General features: G+C 63.3%; 15 protein-coding genes. 9 read left to right on the forward strand and 6 right to left on the reverse strand.

Annotation, left to right across the window (positions count from 1 at the left end; all coding sequences use genetic code 11):
- Nucleotides 1–167: 167 nt before the first annotated feature.
- The 6 genes from RAD16_RS17140 to RAD16_RS17165 all read right to left on the reverse strand — a co-directional run bounded on the left by RAD16_RS17140 (nucleotide 168) and on the right by RAD16_RS17165 (nucleotide 7,811).
- Nucleotides 168–1,544, reverse strand: coding sequence for an LLM class flavin-dependent oxidoreductase (locus RAD16_RS17140; protein WP_458159066.1), 1,377 nt, complete (start codon nucleotides 1,542–1,544; stop codon nucleotides 168–170).
- Nucleotides 1,541–3,241 carry a dipeptide ABC transporter ATP-binding protein gene (locus RAD16_RS17145; protein WP_458159139.1) on the reverse strand — a complete coding sequence of 567 codons (1,701 nt, stop codon included), beginning with the start codon at nucleotides 3,239–3,241 and terminating at the stop codon, nucleotides 1,541–1,543. The genes RAD16_RS17140 and RAD16_RS17145 overlap by 4 nt, the downstream gene beginning before the upstream one ends.
- Nucleotides 3,242–3,285: 44 nt before the next feature.
- Nucleotides 3,286–4,185 carry an ABC transporter permease gene (locus tag RAD16_RS17150; protein WP_458159067.1) on the reverse strand — a complete coding sequence of 300 codons (900 nt, stop codon included), beginning with the start codon at nucleotides 4,183–4,185 and terminating at the stop codon, nucleotides 3,286–3,288.
- Nucleotides 4,182–5,093, reverse strand: a complete 912-nt coding sequence (locus tag RAD16_RS17155) for an ABC transporter permease (protein ID WP_458159068.1) — start codon at nucleotides 5,091–5,093, stop codon at nucleotides 4,182–4,184. The genes RAD16_RS17150 and RAD16_RS17155 overlap by 4 nt, the downstream gene beginning before the upstream one ends.
- A gap of 74 nt (nucleotides 5,094–5,167) precedes the next feature.
- A complete protein-coding gene (locus tag RAD16_RS17160; protein ID WP_458159069.1) occupies nucleotides 5,168–6,805 on the reverse strand; it encodes an ABC transporter substrate-binding protein in 1,638 nt (545 codons plus the stop codon).
- A gap of 79 nt (nucleotides 6,806–6,884) precedes the next feature.
- Nucleotides 6,885–7,811: a TauD/TfdA dioxygenase family protein gene (locus tag RAD16_RS17165; protein WP_458159070.1), complete on the reverse strand. Its 927-nt coding sequence runs from the start codon at nucleotides 7,809–7,811 to the stop codon at nucleotides 6,885–6,887.
- A 441-nt stretch (nucleotides 7,812–8,252) separates the two neighbouring features.
- Between RAD16_RS17165 and RAD16_RS17170 the strand changes: the two genes are divergently transcribed.
- The 9 genes from RAD16_RS17170 (at nucleotide 8,253) to RAD16_RS17210 (ending at nucleotide 17,440) form a co-directional block, all read left to right on the forward strand.
- Nucleotides 8,253–8,735 (forward strand): hypothetical protein, encoded by a 483-nt coding sequence (locus RAD16_RS17170; RefSeq protein ID WP_458159072.1) that lies wholly within the window; start codon nucleotides 8,253–8,255, stop codon nucleotides 8,733–8,735.
- A complete protein-coding gene (locus tag RAD16_RS17175) occupies nucleotides 8,732–9,040 on the forward strand; it encodes a hypothetical protein (protein ID WP_458159073.1) in 309 nt (102 codons plus the stop codon). The genes RAD16_RS17170 and RAD16_RS17175 overlap by 4 nt, the downstream gene beginning before the upstream one ends.
- 313 nt (nucleotides 9,041–9,353) lie before the next feature.
- Nucleotides 9,354–10,169, forward strand: coding sequence for a serine O-acetyltransferase EpsC (gene epsC / locus RAD16_RS17180; protein WP_458159074.1), 816 nt, complete (start codon nucleotides 9,354–9,356; stop codon nucleotides 10,167–10,169).
- A 21-nt stretch (nucleotides 10,170–10,190) separates the two neighbouring features.
- Entirely contained in the window at nucleotides 10,191–11,816 is a 1,626-nt protein-coding gene (locus RAD16_RS17185; RefSeq protein ID WP_458159075.1) for an ABC transporter substrate-binding protein, read from the forward strand.
- Nucleotides 11,817–12,030: 214 nt separating this feature from the next.
- Complete coding sequence (locus RAD16_RS17190) at nucleotides 12,031–13,626, forward strand: ABC transporter substrate-binding protein (protein ID WP_458159076.1); 1,596 nt, start codon at nucleotides 12,031–12,033, stop codon at nucleotides 13,624–13,626.
- A complete protein-coding gene (locus tag RAD16_RS17195) occupies nucleotides 13,623–14,630 on the forward strand; it encodes an ABC transporter permease (protein ID WP_458159077.1) in 1,008 nt (335 codons plus the stop codon). Before RAD16_RS17190 ends, RAD16_RS17195 begins: the two co-directional genes overlap by 4 nt.
- Nucleotides 14,627–15,463: an ABC transporter permease gene (locus tag RAD16_RS17200; protein ID WP_458159078.1), complete on the forward strand. Its 837-nt coding sequence runs from the start codon at nucleotides 14,627–14,629 to the stop codon at nucleotides 15,461–15,463. The genes RAD16_RS17195 and RAD16_RS17200 overlap by 4 nt, the downstream gene beginning before the upstream one ends.
- Nucleotides 15,355–16,503: an ABC transporter ATP-binding protein gene (locus RAD16_RS17205; protein ID WP_458159079.1), complete on the forward strand. Its 1,149-nt coding sequence runs from the start codon at nucleotides 15,355–15,357 to the stop codon at nucleotides 16,501–16,503. The genes RAD16_RS17200 and RAD16_RS17205 overlap by 109 nt, the downstream gene beginning before the upstream one ends.
- Nucleotides 16,463–17,440 (forward strand): ABC transporter ATP-binding protein, encoded by a 978-nt coding sequence (locus RAD16_RS17210; RefSeq protein ID WP_458159080.1) that lies wholly within the window; start codon nucleotides 16,463–16,465, stop codon nucleotides 17,438–17,440. The genes RAD16_RS17205 and RAD16_RS17210 overlap by 41 nt, the downstream gene beginning before the upstream one ends.
- Nucleotides 17,441–17,623: the final 183 nt, after the last annotated feature.

Consider the following 17,623-nt stretch of genomic DNA (forward strand, 5'->3'; position numbering starts at 1 on the left):
ATCGAATTTGAGGTGATGAGTTGAATATTCAAATTGACAGCCTGATAGCAGGTGCTGAGCACGCCGTTGGGGTGGCCGTAATCATTGATGTCTTTCGCCTTTACGACGGCCGCGGTTGCGCTTGCAAAGGCGCGGCGTGACGAGACCGTATGCTGCTTCCGCCCGCCTCACTCAGCCGCCTGGCGTGGCGCGAAGGCACCGCGCCAGCGGGCGGCCGGATGGCGCTCGTCGAGCCGGTCGTGACCGAAGAGTTTTCTGCGCAGGGTCCCGGGCGTGTATTCGCGCTTGGCGAGGCCCCGACGCTGCAGCTCGGGGAGCAGATGGGCATTGAACTCCTGGTAGGAGCCCGGGATCGTCCAATTGATCAGATTGACGCCGTCGATGCCGGCCCGCTGCCATTCGGTGAGTGCGTCCGCAATCTGCTCGGGCGTTCCGACCAGCCGCGGGTGACGCTGGGCGACGAGGCGGCCGAGATCGCCGACCGTCGGCTCGCGGCCGGGCTCGCGCTTGCGCAGCCATTCGATGTGGCTGCGACCGCCATTGGTCTCGATATCCCTCAGCAGCGTCTCCGGTGGATACGGCCGGCCGTCGTCCTGGGACACGCCGAGATTGGAATGGGCGAGGAAGCCGTCGATACTGACATAGCTGTCGAGCTCGGCCTCCTTGCGCTTCGCCTCCGCCTCGGTGCTGCCGATGACGAAAGCAAAGCCCTGGAAGAACTTGATGTCGTCACGACGCCGACCCGCGCGCTCGGCAAGGTCGCGAGTCTCCGTGATCAGCTCGGCGGCGGTTCGCGGGTTCGGCGTCGAGATGAACTGCGCCTCGGCGTTGCGTGCGGCGAAAGCCCGGCCGGCCGTTGACGATCCCGCCTGGAACAGCAGTGGCGTGCGCTGGGGCGACGGCGAGGGCAGATGCGGCCCGTCCACACGGTAACGCTTGCCGACGTGATTGATCCGATGGATCAGGCGCGCATCAGAGAAGATGCCGCGCTCGCGGTCCTTCAGCAGCGCTCCGTCGTCCCACGAGCCTTCCCATAGCTTGAAGACGACCTCGAGATATTCGTCCGCCCACTCGTATCGCTCGTCATGCGCGGTCAGCCGGTCGAGCCCGAAATTGCGGGCGGCGCTCTCCTGGGTCGAGGTGACGATGTTCCAGGCGACGCGTCCCCTGCTGATATGATCGAGCGTCGAGGCCCGGCGTGCGAACTCGAAAGGATGAGCCTGCAGCACCGAGCTGGTGAAGGCGAGGCCAAGATGCTCGGTATTGACGGCGAGCGCGGAGAGCAGCACCGAGGGATCGTTGGTCGGGATCTGGAGGCCTTCTCGCGCATTGACCGTGTAGTCGCCACCAACCGGTCCATAGACCCCGACGACGTCGGCGAAGAAGATCGCGTCGAACAGCCCGGCCTCCAGCGTCCTGGCCAGATCGATCCAGAGATTGACGTCCTCGAAATCCGCCTGCCGCGCATCGGGATGGCGCCACAGCCCGTGCTGGATGTGCGACACGGTGTTCATGACGAAGGCATTGAAATGCAGCGCGCTCATACGGAACTCCCCTCGACGTGGCTGAACGAACGCACGGCTGCACGATCGCGGACAAGACGCGGGACCGCGGCGACCAGGCGTTTGGTATATTCGGCGCGCGGACTGAGGAATATCTCGTCCGCCTCTCCGCTCTCGACCACGCGGCCCTGGTTCATCACGAGCACGCGGTCGCTGATGTGGTGCACGACACCGAGATCGTGCGAAATGAAGAGGTAGCTGACGCCGAGCGCCTGCTTGAGATCGCCGAGCAGATCGAGCACCTGCGCCTGGATCGACACGTCCAGCGCGGACACCGGCTCGTCGCAGACGATCACGCGCGGCCGCGGCGCCACGGCACGCGCGATCGCCAGCCGCTGGCGCTGGCCGCCGGACAGTTCGAGCGGCCGTCGGTGCGCAAGCGAGGCCGGAAAGCCAACCAGCGCAAATAGCTCGGCCATCCGTCCGCGCGGGTCAGGCTCGTCATGGGGAAGCACATCGTGAACGATCTGCGCCACGCTCCAGCGCGGGTCGAACGAGCTCAGCGGATCCTGATAGACGATCGAAATGGCGCGCCGCCTGTCACGGCGCCTGGCTTCCGGCAACGCGCTCCAGCTCTCGCCGAGCAGCTCGACCGCGCCTTCGTCCGGCGTCTCCAGCGCTATGGCAAGGCGCGCCACCGTCGACTTGCCGGAGCCGGACTCCCCGACAATGCCGAGCGTCTCGCCGCGGCGCAATACGAAGGAGACGCCGTCGACAGCCGTATGCAGGTTCCCGTCCGGGCCCTTGAATCGCTTCACCAGACCGTCGGCACGCAAGAGCACGTCAGGTTCCGGCCGCTCGCCGGCACGCTGCGACCGACGGTCCGCGTGGCTCGGGGTGAAGCGTGGCGCGGATGAGGGAGCGAGCCGGCTGCCACGTGAATGGGCCGACGGAATGGCGTCGATCAGACGGCGCGTATAGTCGTGGCGCGGATCCCCGAAGATCTGCTCTGCGGAGCCGCGCTCAACCACCTCGCCATCGCGCATGACCAGAACCTCGTCGGCCATCCGCGAGACCACAGCGAGATCGTGGCTGATCAGGATCAGCGCCTTGCCGCGGGCGCGTGTCTCCTCCAGCAAGGCCAGCACCTGCGCCTGAATGGTGACGTCGAGCGCGGTGGTCGGCTCGTCTGCAATCAGAAGCCGCGGATCGAGTGAAAGCGCGGATGCGATCAGGGCACGTTGACGCTGCCCGCCGGAGAGCTGCTGTGGCAATTGACGCGCTTTCAACTCGGGATCCGGCACGCCGACGAGCTTGAGCAGATCGACGACGCGGCGCTCGCGTTCGGTGCGTGTCCGCAGCTCGCCATGCAAGCGCAAGCCTTCGGCGATCTCCTCGCCCACCGGGCGGAGCGGATCCAGCGACACCAGCGCATCCTGGAGCACGAAGCCGATGTCTTTTCCCCGGAACGCCCGCCATGCCCGATCGCTCAGGCGGCTTAGTTCGCGGCCGGCAAAGGCCAGGCGGTCGGCGTGCAGGATCGCCTCAGGTCCCGGCAGGCCGACCAGGCTGCGCGCGGTCACGCTCTTGCCCGAGCCGGACTCGCCGACGATGGCAAGACAACGTCCCTGCTCAAGCTTGAACGAGACCCCCTTCACGGCTGCAACCTGCCGCGGCCCGCGACCGAACGACACTTTGAGGTTCTCGACTTCGAGCAGCGGCGTGGTCGCCGAGCCCATGGAACCGTCGGAGGAGACGAAGGCGGCTGGCCTCGGGATGATCGTCACAGCGCCCTCGCCCGTCCTTCGAGGCGCCGCTGCAGGTAGCGGCCGATCGTCGTGACCGACAGCGCGAAGGCGATGATCGCAAGCCCCGGCATCACTTCGAGCCACCATGCCCGCGTCACGTATTGACGGCCTGCATCGAGCAGCGCGCCCCATTCGGGAGACGGCGGTGCGACGCCGAGCCCGAGGAAAGCCAGGCTTGAGGCCCACACGATCGATTGCCCGAGACCCAGGGTGATCATCGCGACCAGCGGCCGCATGGCATTCGGAAAAATGTGACGGCGCACGATGCGCCAATAGGGATGGCCGAGCGCACGCGCCGCTTCGACGTAGCCGGCATGCTTGACGGTCAGAAACTGGCCGCGGATCATGCGAGCGTAGCCGGGTGCGGTGCCGACCCCCACTGCAATGATCAGCGTCGTCGTCGTTGCCTCGAACACCGTGATCAGCAACAGGCCGAGAAACAGATTGGGAAAGGCGAACAGCACTTCCAGCAATCGGCTGACGGCACCATCCACGGCGCCGCCGGCGAGCCCGGCCGAGACGCCAAAGATCAGGGCGAGCGTCATGCTCAGCGTGGTGGCGCCGATGCCGATGGCGAGCGACTGTCGTGTGCCCTCGACCACCCGCGAATAGAGATCGCGGCCGGACTGGTCGCTGCCGAACAGATGCGCAAGCGACGGCGATTGCAGCGTCGCGCCGAGATCGGTCCGGAACGGCGCGTGTGTCTGAAGCAGCGTCGGCGCCAGCGCCGCAAGGACGTAAAGGAGGACGATCGCAGCCGCCAGATAAACGCTGGGCGGCATGGCCCGGGCGCGCGCAGCGGCAGTGGCAAGGCCACGCCAAAGCTGGATCGGCAGAAGCGTGCGATCGGGGACGAAATCACTCGTGCTGGTCATGTTGCCTTAAGCCGCGGATCGATGAGGGGGTAGGCGAGATCGACGAGCTGGTTGGCGATAATGTACATGCCCGCCGAGGCGACGATGATCCCGGTGACGAGCGGGACATCGCGAGCCGACGTGGCCGCTACCAGCACTCCACCGAGGCCTGGCCTCGCGAACACCGTCTCAATCACCGCCGCTCCCGAGAACAGCGCGCCGAGTGCCCAGCCAGACAATGTGATGCCCGGCAGCGCCGCGTGGCGCAGCACGTGGAGCAGTCTGACGCCGAGATCGCTCATGCCGCGCATTCGCGCGGAGGTCACAAATGGCTGGTCGAGAACACGCGCGAATTCCTCCCGGATGACCTGACCAATGAAGCCCGAGAGCGGGATCGCAAGCGCGAACGCCGGCAGTATGAGCCCGATCGCGCCGGTGCCGCTCTCGACCGTAAGCAGCCGCAGCTTCAAGGCGAACACCACGAGGAGGATCGTACCGATCCAGTATGGAGGCGACACGGCGGCCGCGACCTGAAAAGAGGCAACCGCGCGCGAGACCGGATCGCGACGGCCGGCGGTCGGTACCGTCAGACCGATGGCGATGATCCAGGCCAGGGCGAGGGCCGACAGGGTCAGCTCGATCGTCGGAGGAACCTGCTCGACGATGATCGACAGGACCGGTCGATGCGTCTGATAGGACTCGCCGAAATCACCCCGGGCAAGGCCGGCCAGATAGCGAAGATATTGTACGGCGACCGGCGCATCGAAGCCGTATTTCGCATTGACCTTCGCAAGCTCTGCCGCCGTCGGCTGGGTGAAGGTGCCCGCCGCGACGTTGAGAATGAGCTCGGCGCGGTCGCCGGGCAGCAGCGCCTGAATGCAGAAGGTGAAGCTCGCCACCGCCCAGAACACGGCGATGGCGCCCAGCAACCGTTGCGCCATGCGGCCAGACCTGCTCCGCCAAGCGCTAACGATGCCGGCCGGGCGTCCGTGAATGATCGCGCTCATTTCTCGAAATACGCATCGTGGAAGACGGGCTCGCTGACAGGGCTCGAGATCCAGATGTCCTTGAGCTTGGGCTGGCTCGCGATCGATACCGTCAGGGGAAACAGCCCGACCACCGCCGCGTTGTCGACGATGATGCGCTGGGCAGCCTCGTAGAGCGGAAGTCGCGCTTTGTCGTCAAAGGTCCGGTCCGCCTGCTCGACCAGATTCCAGAGCTCCGGCGGCTGGAAACGCGAGGCATTGTTGGCGTTGATGACGCCATTCTGGTCCGGTCGCCAGGAGATCTTGAGGATCTCGGCCGAGGACGCCACCCAATAGGCCGGCTGTGCCTCATAGTCGTCGATGCCGCGGCCCTTGCCGGCGAACCAGTCTGCCTGCGGGATCGGCTTCAGCACGACATCGAACCCGGCGGCACGGGCCTGATCCTGCAGGATCTGCAGCACGACGATGCCGTCGCTCGAGATCAGCGAGCCGCCGGCATAGAGCAGCCGCACCGTCAGCCGCTTACCGTTCTTGGTGCGGATGCCGTCGCGGGTCCGTTCCGTCCAGCCGGCCTCGTCCAGCAGGCGGTTGGCAGCGTCGGGATCATAGGGAAAGGAGGTCGCGAGCTCCTTGAGATGCTCGGGCGTACTGACGCTGAGCGCGCCGTTGCCGTTGAACGGGATCGAGCCGTGAAAAGCCACCTCGACCGCCTTCTGACGTTCGGACACCTGCGCGAAGGCGCGCCGTACGCGCACATCGTCGAACGGCGGACGCGAGGTGTTGAGCTGGAGCCGCGTCGGCGTTCCGCCGGTGATGTCCTGAATCACGGTGAAGCGCTTCTGCGCGTCCGCCCAGTCCACTGCCGGGACATCGTAGATCGCGTCGGACTCTCCGTTGGCCAGAGAGCCATAGCGGACGGTGTTGTCCTTCAGAAATTTCCAGACGATGCCGTCGACATAGGCCGGCCCCTGATGCTTCGCGGTGGCGGGGGCGGAGTTATAGTTCGGATTGCGCTTGAGAATGACATTCTGGCCGCGGTTCCAGGCCTCGACATAGAACGGACCCGAGCCGACCGGTTTCTCGCACAGCGCCTGCGGTCCGAGTTCGAGCGCGGTCGGCGACAGAATGCCGAAGAAGTAGGTCGACAGCACGGTGAGGAACGGCTGATACGGCCGGCTGAGCTCGATCTTCAGCGTCAGCGGCTCCGGCGCGGTGACGCTGCGGATATACTCGCCGATATAGAGCTTGCCGTTGCGGTTGACCTTGTCGGGGTCGTTCGAGAGCCAGCGGTCGAAATTGGTGACAATCGCCTTGGCATCCAGGACTGTGCCGTCGTGGAAGGTCACGCCGGGCTTGATCTTGAAGACATAGGTAAGATTGTCTTCGGAGATCGTCCAATCCGTTGCGAGCCACGGCACGATACGGCCATCGTGGGTGCGCGCCACCAGATTATCGGCGTATTGACGCTGGATGTAGCCCGCCTGCACCCAGCCGGCATAAAGACAGCCCGGCTCCTGATAATGACCATAGCGGATGATGCCGCCGCGCTTGTCATCGTCGGCTGCATACGCCGGTACGATCGCTGCGCAGAGGACGGCGGCAAGGGCTGCTCCACGGCCGATATTGCGGATGGCCTCACGAGCGAACGACTTCATTGAACAGCGCTCCAGAAACAGGAAATCGAAGACATGCGACTGCGCTCGCAGCGCGCGCTACGGCTCTTGCGGACACCGCCTAGAACACGCCGTCATATTCCAGCGTGACGCGGTGAATGCGACGGGGCGCCTTTCCGTAATCTCGAACCGCGTAGTGCTGGACCTGCCTGTTGTCCCAGATGGCGACGTCGCCCTCCTGCCGCTCGAACCGGGCCTGCACTTCCGGCGTCTTGATGACGTCGTAGAGATAGTTGAGCAGGTTCTGGCTCGCAGTCTTGGACACGCCAAGAAGATGACTGGTGTGCGCCTCGTTGACGAAGATCAGCTTGCGGCCGGTCTCGGGGTGGGTCTTGATGACGGGTACCTCGATCGGCGGAAATCTCACGCTGGCCTCGGCAACGCGGGCCAGCCCTTCCTCCGCGGTTTCCTTGCGCCCGGCAGCATAGCCCGAGAGGAGATCCGACAGCGCCGCTTTCTTCGGCGAGGCCAGGAAGGTGTTGACCGCCGTCAATTTCTCGAAATAGCGGGCGAGATCGGGATCGAGCAACTCATACGCGGCCGACGAAGAGGCCCAGATCGTATCGCCACCGCCGCCGGCAGGAACCTGCTTGATATGCAGCACCGTCGCCTTGGGCGGCTCGCGCTGCCAGGAGACATCGACGTGCCAATTGTCGGTGCCGCCCGATTTGGTGTGCTCATCGTGGGCAATGACCTCGATCTCGGGAAACTCGCTCACCGAGGGTAGATAGACGTTCTTGCGGACCGGTTTGCCGAAGACGCTGGCGAGTTCGACATGCTGGGCATCGTTCAATGCCTGATTGCGGATGAAGATGACACCGTGCTCGACCAAGGCACGGTTCAACTCCTGCCTGTTGCGATCGCTGAGCGGTCTCGTCAGATCGACATTCTCGATCACCGCACCGATCAGCGGCTTGTAGCGACGGACGGACAGACTTTGATGTGATCCCGTAACTTTCGCAGCCGACTGCTCCAACACAACGACCATCACCCGATCCTTCCATCAACCTGTAATGAGCGAGAAATGGTCGAGCCGCATTCCCGTCAAGTCAAGCTCGTCCCGAAAATAAGTAAACTCTCTTTGCGAAGCGACGACGAGCATTCGATCCATATTTTTATCGACGAATGACGCGAACACTTTGTCCTACGATGTACCGTCCATGCGAGCAGCTCCCGCGGAGTTGCAACGGACAGCTGGAGTCTTGCGCCGGTCATGAAGACCCGTGATGAAGAAAGACGGCGCGGAAGTTCCAATCCCCATACTTCGAGGTCATTCCCGCGCGATCGCCGTTCCACACCACAGAGGCGGCGGTCGCACCAGCCGCTGGACAATCGAAAGGAAAAAGCGATATGCCCGCCTCCATCAGCTCGCATCTCCTACTGCGACGTAGAAGCTGAGAGCTTCCTTCCCTTTCGCACGGCAAATCGCATGCAGCTCCTCTCCAAAGCCGATCGTTTGGCTTTCCGCGACGTCCGTTTCGTTCTGACCGATATGGACGAAACCCTCACCTTTGGCGGTCATCTCGCTGCGCAGACGTATCTGGCACTCGAACGGCTGCAAATGGCTGGCGTGAGGGTCATTCCGGTGACCGCCGCGCCGGCGGGCTGGTGCGATCAGATGGCAAGGATGTGGCCCGTCGATGGTGTTATTGGCGAGAACGGCGGATTCTTCTTTCAGCGCAGCGATTGCCACGATGGTCTCGAACGCATCTTCTGGCATCCGGTGGAGCACCGGCAATCCATCACGGATAGGCTCGCCGGAATCGGCGCGCAGGTTCGCGCGACCGTGTCTGGCGCGATCCTTGCGGAAGACCAGCCGTTTCGCCTGACAAGTGTTGCATTCGCCCAACCCGACAGCTCCGCCACCGCGACGCAATTGTCGCGGCATTGCGCACCGCCGGAGCCGATGTGACCGTGAACAATCTTTGGGTGCTCGGCTGGCTCGGAGGTTACGACAAACTCCTGATGACGAGACGCATCCTGGCCAACGTCTACGCGCTCGACATCGATCTCAGACGCGAGGAGGTCCTCTATATCGGAGACTCGACCAACGACGCGCCGATGTTCACCTTCTTCCGCCATACTGTGGGCGTCAGCACGGTGGTGCGCTACCTCAGGGACATTCCGACGCCGCCTGTCTGGATTACGGACGGGCCAGGCGGCGCTGGCTTTGTCGAGATGGCAAATGCTGTGATTGCGTCGCGAGGCGGCGCGTAGGTCACAGGGCACGGTTGCTGCCGCAATATATGGCAGCGACCACTGGCACACACGCGTGTCGTCAAGCACGTCATTCTTTGAGGCCGTCGCGGCTTCGAATTTTCACCTACCGTGCGTCCAAAATAGAAAATTGACCCACGGGATAAACAAGCCATAGCGTGGCCTGGATGAGTTCGTCTCCCCTCCAGAGATTTTCCGCCATCATGACGCCCGCCTCCCTCCATCTCGCAACGTCCATCACCGCGGCGGCTGCCGCCGTCGACTGGTTGTCAGTCGGAGGCGGCCGTTCAAGATAGACTTCCGGGAGGCGCAATTGCATCATCGCCTGCGTGCCGTTGACGACAAATCAGCCAAGATCCACGCGATCTGGCGGTCCCTGCAGAGCGAAGCGACCGAGCTGGCTCGCACCGAACATGCGCTCGCGATCCTCGTAGACAAGTACGTCTGTGCTCATGCCCGTTTCGAAGACGCTTTGACGGCTTGCATCGTCGGCAGCCTTGCGGATCCGCCTTTGCCGCCGTCCTTCCTGTCGAGCACAGTTACGCACATCGTCGAGGACGACGACGACATCGCCCTGGCAGCCGCGCTCGATCTCGCAGCCATTGTCGAGCGCGACCCCGCTGTCGACGGGGTGTTGAGACCATTTTTGTTCTACCCGGGATTTCGCGCTCTGCAGATCTACCGCGCAGCACACCATCTCTGGACCCGCGGCAAGCGCGACATGGCGCTACTGTTTCAGAGCATCGCATCAAGGCGGTTCTCGATCGATATTCATCCGGCGGCCTCGATAGGAACCGGCGTCTTCATCGACCATGGCGTGGGTGTGGTAATCGGCGAGACGGCGGTGCTGGAGAACAACATCTCCATGCTCCACGAGGTGACTATCGGCGGTAGCGGAAAGCACGCAGGCCGACGGCACCCGCATATCCGCGAAGGCGTGCTCCTCGCCGCCGGCGCGACTCTCCTGGGCAGCATCGAGGTCGGCACCGCCGCCAAGATCGGCGCTGGGAGCCTGGTGACAAAATCGATCGCAGCAAGATCCACAGTCGTTGGCGTCCCCTCAATCGCGGTGGGAACGACCAGCGGAGATGCTCCAGCATTTGCGATGGACCACGGCCTGCCGGGGTAGACGCACTTGAAAGGAAGCAGAATGACAGGATCGCGGTTTTCCGGCATCGGGCGCCGATCGTTCATCGGCGGCACAGTCGCCGCAGCGGCTTTTGCCAAAGGCGATTTGGGCACATCCGCTGCGTTTTCTCAGCAGACGGACGAGCCGCAGCATGGCGGCACCCTCAAAATTCTGCTTCGTCAGGACCCGCCGGCGGTGATCTCGGCGGGTAACGCGTCCGGCCCATCAAAGCTGGTCAGCAGCAAGATCATTGAAGGTCTGCTCACCTACGATTTTACTCTCAATCCGCAGCCTCATTTGGCAACGTCATGGCAGGTCAGCCCGGACAAGCGTGAATTCACCTTCACGTTGCGCCAGGGCGTGAAGTGGCATGATGGACGGGACTTCACCTCGGAGGACGTCGCCTTCTCGATCCGACTGGCCGCAGAGATTCATCCGACGGGCCGGGTCAACTTTCGGAACCTGACCGAGATCCGCACGCCCAACCCGCACACGGTGACGATCGTATTGTCGCAAGCCAGCCCTGCGCTGCTCACTGCATTTTCGGGGACCGAGACAGCGATCGTCCCCAAGCATCTCTACGGCGGCACGGATTATTTCAATAATCCGGTCAATGCCAAGCCGATCGGCACCGGGCCGTTCCTCTTTAGGGAATGGGTTCACGGCAGCTTCATCCGGCTGGAGCGGAATCCCGTGTATTGGGACCAGCCCAAACCGTTTCTCGACGGCATCATCGTGCGTATCGTGCCGGATATGGCAGCTATCGCGATCGCGCTCGAGACCGGCGAAGGCGACATCGGCTACAACACCCCGATCCCGCTGGCCGACCTGGACCGTTTCAAGACGTTGCCGCAGATCGGCATCGAGACACGCGGATACGAGGCCGCGGGCGACTGGACCACGCTCATCTTCAATCTCGACAATCAGTATCTGAAGCAGCTCCCGGTCCGCCAGGCCATTGCACATGCGATCGATCGGGACGCGGTGTTGCGACTGGGCTGGCTTGGATATGGCGTGGTCGCCACCAGCCCGATCACGAGGTCGCTGGATCGCTATGCAGCACGCGACGTCCCGGTCTATCGTTTCGATCCGGCGACGGCGGAGCGGCTACTTGACGAATCCGGCCTTCCGCGTGCAGGCAATGGCGTGCGCTTCGGGTTGACGCTCGATCCGCTGCCGTCGACCGAGAGCTTCCGCAACGTCGCCGCCTACATACGTCAGGCACTCGGCAAGGTCGGTATCGCAGTGACCGTGCGCGCGCAGGAATTCGGCACGTATGTCAAGCGCGTTTATGCCGATCGTGACTTCGACTTCGCCTATGCATGGCTCATCAACGGGACAGATCCCTCGCGCCTGCAGAGCTACTACTCGTCGAAGAACTTCAAGCCCGGCGTGCCGTTCTCCAATGGAGCGCACTATCAGAACGGCGAAGTTGACCGGCTGCTCGACGCCGGAGTGGTGGAAGTCGACGATGTGAAGCGGATCGAGATCTATGCCGAAGTCCAGCGCATCCTCGCCCGTGAGCTGCCGGGCCTCGATCTGGTCGCACAACAGGTGTTCACCGTCTACAACAAACGCGTGCACGATCACACGGTCAACGCGGACGGTCTGCAGAGCACGCTTGCAAGCGCCTTTATCCGGGTTTGATCGAAAAGACGCAGCAGCTTTGTCCAAGCCACCGACGAGAGAGCAAAATGAACAAGCTGCTGACGGTCCCCGCAAGGGCATAGTGCAGCCAGGTCTGCGCTTCATTTGAAAGACCGTTTCCTTGACGGTCTCCGATAACGGCTCGTAACCTTCAGGCCATCGCGCACTGCGCAAATCAAAGCGCCGCTGCGCAATCAATTCGAGAGAGCGTTAGATGATCAGGATGATGAGCGTGTTGACGCTCGCTACAGTGCTGGCGACATCGGGGCCGACTTCAGCGGAGGAGAAGGAGACGCCGATCCGTGGCGGCACGCTGAATTCGATCGTTCATCCGGAGCCTCCGCTTCTCTCGCCGCTCCTGAACACGGCCACGCCGACCGTTCTGGTCGCAACCAAGATCAACGATGGTCTCGTCGACTACGCCCAGGACGGCAGCATCAAGCCCCAGCTCGCGGAAAGCTGGGACTTCTCGAAGGACGGTCTGACGCTGACCTTCAAGCTGCGCAAGGGCGTTACCTGGCACGACGGTCACCCCTTCACTTCGGCGGACGTCAAGTTTTCGATAGAGGAAGGACTGCTGAAATACTCCTCGGCGGGAAAGCGCATTTTCCAGACCTTGTCGAAGGTGGAGACGCCGGACGAGCAAACGGTCATCCTGACCCTGTCGAAGCCGACGCCGGTGATCTACCGCAACTTCAACGCTCAAGCGCTATGGCTGCTGCCCAAGCATCTTTATGAAGGAACGGATATTCGCTCCAATCCATGGAATGCCAAACCGATCGGAACGGGTCCTTTCGTGTTCAAGGAATACGTGCGCGGAAGCCATATCGCGCTGGACCGCAATCCCAACTATTGGGACGCAGGCAAACCCTATCTCGACCGTGTCGTCTTCAAGATCATCCCCGACGCTGCCGGCCGCGCCGCCGCGTTCGAGACCGGTGCCGTGCAATTCGGCCAGCAACATCCGATCACCTTCGCCGACGCCGAACGGTTGAAAAAGGACGGCCGTTTCGTCGTCGATACGCGTGGCTACGAATTTTCGCCGACCTGGTTCTGGCTCGAGCCGAATCACAAGAACCAGTATTTGCAGCACACCAAGGTGCGCCAGGCGATTGCGCATGCGATCGACCGCGGCCTGCTGCTGAAGACGGTGTGGGGCGGTTACGGCAAGGTTGCCGACAGCCCGATCCCCTCGGCGCTCAAGCCGTTCCATCTCGGCGAGGGTTTGCAGCAATATCCGTTCGATCCCAAAAAAGCCGAACAGCTTCTCGATGAGGCGGGCTTTCCGCGCAAGGAAGGCGGTTGGCGCTTCAAGTTGACGCATGATTTCATTCCATACGGCGACGACTACCGCCGCACGGGCGAGTTCGTCCGCCAGTCGCTGCGCCGCGTCGGCATCGACGTCACGCTCGGCAGCCAGGATTTGACGACCTGGCTGAAGAGCGTCTTCACCGACTACAATTTCGACCTGATCAGCTCCTGGGGCAACGCCGGCGCCGATCCGCAAATGGGCATCGAGACGCGCTTCTGGTCGAAGGCCCGCATGCCCGGCACCTCCTGGGTCGTCGTCTCCGGCTACGAGAACGCCGAGCTGGACGCCGCAATCGAGGATGCCCAGACCCAGATCGACCCGCAGAAACGAATCGAGGATTACAATACGCTGCAACGCATCGTGCAGCGCGATCTGCCGCTGATCCCGCTGTTCGAGATCGACTGGTTCTCGGTCTACGACAAGCGTCTGCACGGCCTGACCAACACACCCAACCAGCGCGCTGACAATTTCGCCAACGTCTATTTCGCGCCCGAATGAGTTCCGCTGGCCAATCCCGATCTCTGGCGCGATACGTCGTGCGACGCGTGTTGCTCGCGATCCCGCTGATTCTGGGAATCATCGCTTTCAACTTCTTCCTGCTGCAACTTGCACCCGGCGATCTCGCCGACGTGGTGGCCAGTGAGCAAGGTGGCGCCGCGGCGGATGCGGGCTATGTCCAGGAGCTCCGCAAGGCCTTTGGTCTCGACCTGCCGATCCTGCTTCAACTCTGGACCTATCTGAAGAATGTCGCGACCCTCGATTTCGGCTTCTCGCACCGCTACGGCATTCCCGTGACGGAGCTGATCACCGCCCGGCTGGGCGGAACGCTACTGCTGGCCGCAACCAGCCTCGTCATCGCAGTGATCCTCGGAACAGTCCTCGGCCTGCTCGCGTCCTGGCGGCCGGGCGGCGTGATCGACAGCGTCGTTTCGATCCTGGCGACGCTGGCCTATTCGGCGCCATTGTTCTGGGTCGGGCTGATGCTGATCGTGCTCTTCGGCGTCTATCTGCAATGGCTTCCGACCGGCGGCATGCAGGAAGTGACAAAGGTGCCCCTGCAAGGTGCGGCACTGCTCGCCGACCGGCTGCACCACCTGGTCCTGCCTGCAACGACGCTCGCTCTTTTCTTCATGGCCATCTATGCCCGGATGACGAGGGCTTCGATGATCGAGGCCATGAGCCAGGACTACATACGAACGGCCCGCGCCAAGGGCCTGCGCGACCGCCGCATCATCTTCCGGCACGGCTTCCGCAATGCGCTGCTGCCGCTTGTGACGATGATCGGCCTCCAGGCCAGCACCCTGCTGGGTGGCTCCGTCGTCGTCGAGACAGTCTTCGCCTGGCCGGGTATGGGAAGGCTCGCCTTCGAGGCGGTCAGCAACCGGGACCTCAACCTTCTGCTCTCGATCATGCTGCTGAGTTCCTTCGTCGTCGTCGCCGTCAATCTCGTCGTCGACGTTCTCTACGCATGGCTCGATCCGCGCATCGAGGTTGGTGCATGAGTTCGACATCGGTTGTCCGTGCAGTCATGGCCTCGCCGGCCGGCATCGCGGGAAGTCTCGTAATCATCGGCGTCCTCGCTGCCGCCACGCTGGCCCCCTTTCTCTATCCCGGCGATCCCTCGGACATGGTTGCTTCACCCTTCATCTGGCCAGGCAACGATCCAGAGTTTCCACTCGGCACCGATCTGATGGGGCGCGACCTGACCGCCGGCCTGTTCCACGGCGCCTCCGTCTCGCTGATGGTCGGAGCCGTCGCAGCCGCGATCGCCCTGGCGATCGGTGTCAGCCTGGGCGCGGTTGCCGGTTACTACGGCGGATGGATGGATGACCTGATCATGCGGGTCACCGAGCTGTTCCAGACCATGCCGGCCTTCCTGCTCGCCATCGTCATGGTCGCGGTCCTCAGTCCGTCGATCTACACCATCATCCTGGCACTAGGAATCACTGCCTGGCCCGGCATCGCGCGGCTGACGCGTGCGGAGGTACTGGCCCTGCGCAACCGCGATTTCGTCCAGGCGCTGGTCGGCATGGGCATGTCGGACTGGCGCATCGTGCTGTTCCATGTCGTGCCCAACGCACTGACCCCGGTCATCGTCGCGGCTTCCATTCTGGTGGCGACCGCGATCCTGTCCGAGGCAGGCCTCTCCTTCCTCGGCCTGGGCGATCCCAACCATGTGAGTTGGGGGACGATGATCGGCGCCGGCCGTGACGCCTTGCGCACGGCGTGGTACCAGACCGCGATTCCCGGCCTCGCGATCATGATCACGGTGCTCGCGCTGAACCTTCTCGGCGATGCGCTCAATCATGCGCTCAATCCAAGGCTCAGACGGTGACCGCGTCCTCCCATCTGCTCGAGGTCACAAATCTGGACATCGCGCTACGGCGTGGAAGGACACTCCTGCCTGCTGTCGCTAATCTTTCCTTCGGAATTGCACGCGGCGAGACCCTCGCCATCGTCGGCGAATCCGGTTGCGGCAAGAGCATCAGCATGCTGTCCCTGCTCGGCCTGCTGCCGAAGCGCGACTGGGAGGTCAGCGGCAAGGCGCTGTTCGATGGCTCGGACCTCATCGCGCTTCCCGACAAGAAGCTGCGCCGCATCCGCGGCAATCGCATCGGTTTCATCTTCCAGGATGCAATGGCGGCGTTCAACCCGGTCCTGCCGATCGGATTGCAGATCGCCGAGGTACTAACCAGCCATTCCTCCATCTCGTTCGCAGCCGCGGAGAAGCGCGCCGTCGAACTCCTGTCGTTGACCCATGTGCCTGATCCGCACCGGCGCGTGCACGACTATCCGCATCAGCTTTCCGGAGGCCTGCGCCAGCGCGCCATGATCGCGATGGCACTCGCCTGCGATCCGCTCCTGCTGATCGCCGACGAACCCACGACCGCACTTGATGTCACCATCCAGGCCCAGATCCTCGATCTTCTCCTGGAGATCCAGCGCGAGCGGCAGATGGCGCTCATTCTCATCACCCATGATCTCGGCGTCGTCGCCAACATGGCCGACCGGGTTCTTGTGATGTATGCCGGCCGCAAGGTCGAAGAACAGCCGGTCGATACGCTCATCACCGCGCCGGCTCATCCTTACACGCGAGGCCTGCTTGCAGCTCGCCCCCGCCTCGGCCGCGAGGGCAACCGCCAGAATCGTCTTCCTGCCATTCAGGGGGCGGTGCCGGCGCTGGGCGCCTGGCCGAACGGCTGTGCCTTTGCGCCGCGTTGCCCGTCCGCCGAAGGGCGCTGCCGGGACGCGCGCCCATTACCGACCCACTTCGAACCGCTCACGCTCGCTTGTCACGTCGTTGCCGACGAGAGGCGCAGCGTGCGCCCCAAGGATGTCTCCGGTGCTGCAGAAGTCGCCGACGAAAGCAACTGACTTGCTTGCGATCGAGCATCTGTCGGTTGCCTTCGCCACCAACCGTGGCCGACTGCAGGCGGTCAGCGATGTCTCGCTGACGGTTGCGCCGGGTGAAACATTGGCGCTGGTTGGCGAATCCGGCTGCGGGAAGTCGACGCTGGGACGCGCTATCATGGGCATCGTCCCTCCGAGCAGCGGCGCGGTCAGGCTTGAGGGTGTCGATCTGGTCCCGCTCGGCCGTTCGGCTCGTCTGCCCTACCGGCGCGCGGTGCAGATGATCTTTCAGGACCCGTTCGGGTCGCTGAACCCGCGACAGCGCGTCGGCGACATCATCGCAGATCCTCTCCGCGTCCATCGATTCGGCAATCGCAAGGAGATCAAGACCCGGGTCGCCGAACTGCTCGATCTCGTCGGATTGCCGGCCGCGTCCGCCGCCCGTTATCCGCACGAATTCTCCGGCGGTCAGCGTCAGCGCATCGGCATCGCCCGCGCCCTGGCGCCCACGCCCGATCTGATCATCTGCGATGAACCGGTTTCCGCGCTCGACGTCTCGATCCAGGCACAAATCCTCAACCTGCTCGCCGATCTGCGCGACGAGCTCGGCGTGTCCTATCTCTTCATCAGTCACGACCTCGCCGTCGTGGAGTTTCTCGCTGACCGGGTCGCGGTGATGTATCTTGGACGCATCGTCGAGATAGCACCGCGCGGCGACCTGTTCGCGCGGCCCGCGCATCCCTACACCCGCGCGCTGCTCGACGCCGTGCCACGCATCGAGACGCGCAAAGCCAGCCCCGGGCCGAGACCGATGCAGGGCGACGTTCCCAGCCCCTACGCGGTGCCCGCCGGCTGCGCCTTCCAGGCGCGATGTCCACGCGCGCGGGAACGTTGCCGTGGCGAAACCCCGGCCCTGGAGACTTTTGCGACAGGACACGCAGTGGCGTGCTTTTTCCCGTAAAGCTCCGCTCCTAACGTAATACCGCCAACGAAGGCTGGCCCTGTCGCGGCGCGTCAGCACGCGTGCAAGGAATTGTCCTGCATGCGGCCAAATGGAAAATGTCGTTCCGAAGAATTCGCCGTAGTCGCAGCGATCCTGCCAAATTGGATTCCTTCGCAAGTCTGATGTGTCGCGCGTCGCATT

It is taken from the genome of Bradyrhizobium sp. 18BD (assembly GCF_054185225.1).

Coding starts and splice junctions, on each gene's coding strand:
- RAD16_RS17140 (WP_458159066.1), bottom strand. CDS start 1,544: ATGAGCGCGCTGCATTTCAATGCCTTCGTCATGAACACCGTGTCGCAC.
- RAD16_RS17145 (WP_458159139.1), bottom strand. CDS start 3,241: ATGGGCTCGGCGACCACGCCGCTGCTCGAAGTCGAGAACCTCAAAGTG.
- RAD16_RS17150 (WP_458159067.1), bottom strand. CDS start 4,185: ATGACCAGCACGAGTGATTTCGTCCCCGATCGCACGCTTCTGCCGATC.
- RAD16_RS17160 (WP_458159069.1), bottom strand. CDS start 6,805: ATGAAGTCGTTCGCTCGTGAGGCCATCCGCAATATCGGCCGTGGAGCA.
- RAD16_RS17165 (WP_458159070.1), bottom strand. CDS start 7,811: ATGGTCGTTGTGTTGGAGCAGTCGGCTGCGAAAGTTACGGGATCACAT.
- RAD16_RS17170 (WP_458159072.1), top strand. CDS start 8,253: ATGCAGCTCCTCTCCAAAGCCGATCGTTTGGCTTTCCGCGACGTCCGT.
- RAD16_RS17185 (WP_458159075.1), top strand. CDS start 10,191: ATGACAGGATCGCGGTTTTCCGGCATCGGGCGCCGATCGTTCATCGGC.
- RAD16_RS17190 (WP_458159076.1), top strand. CDS start 12,031: ATGATCAGGATGATGAGCGTGTTGACGCTCGCTACAGTGCTGGCGACA.
- RAD16_RS17195 (WP_458159077.1), top strand. CDS start 13,623: ATGAGTTCCGCTGGCCAATCCCGATCTCTGGCGCGATACGTCGTGCGA.
- RAD16_RS17200 (WP_458159078.1), top strand. CDS start 14,627: ATGAGTTCGACATCGGTTGTCCGTGCAGTCATGGCCTCGCCGGCCGGC.
- RAD16_RS17210 (WP_458159080.1), top strand. CDS start 16,463: ATGTCTCCGGTGCTGCAGAAGTCGCCGACGAAAGCAACTGACTTGCTT.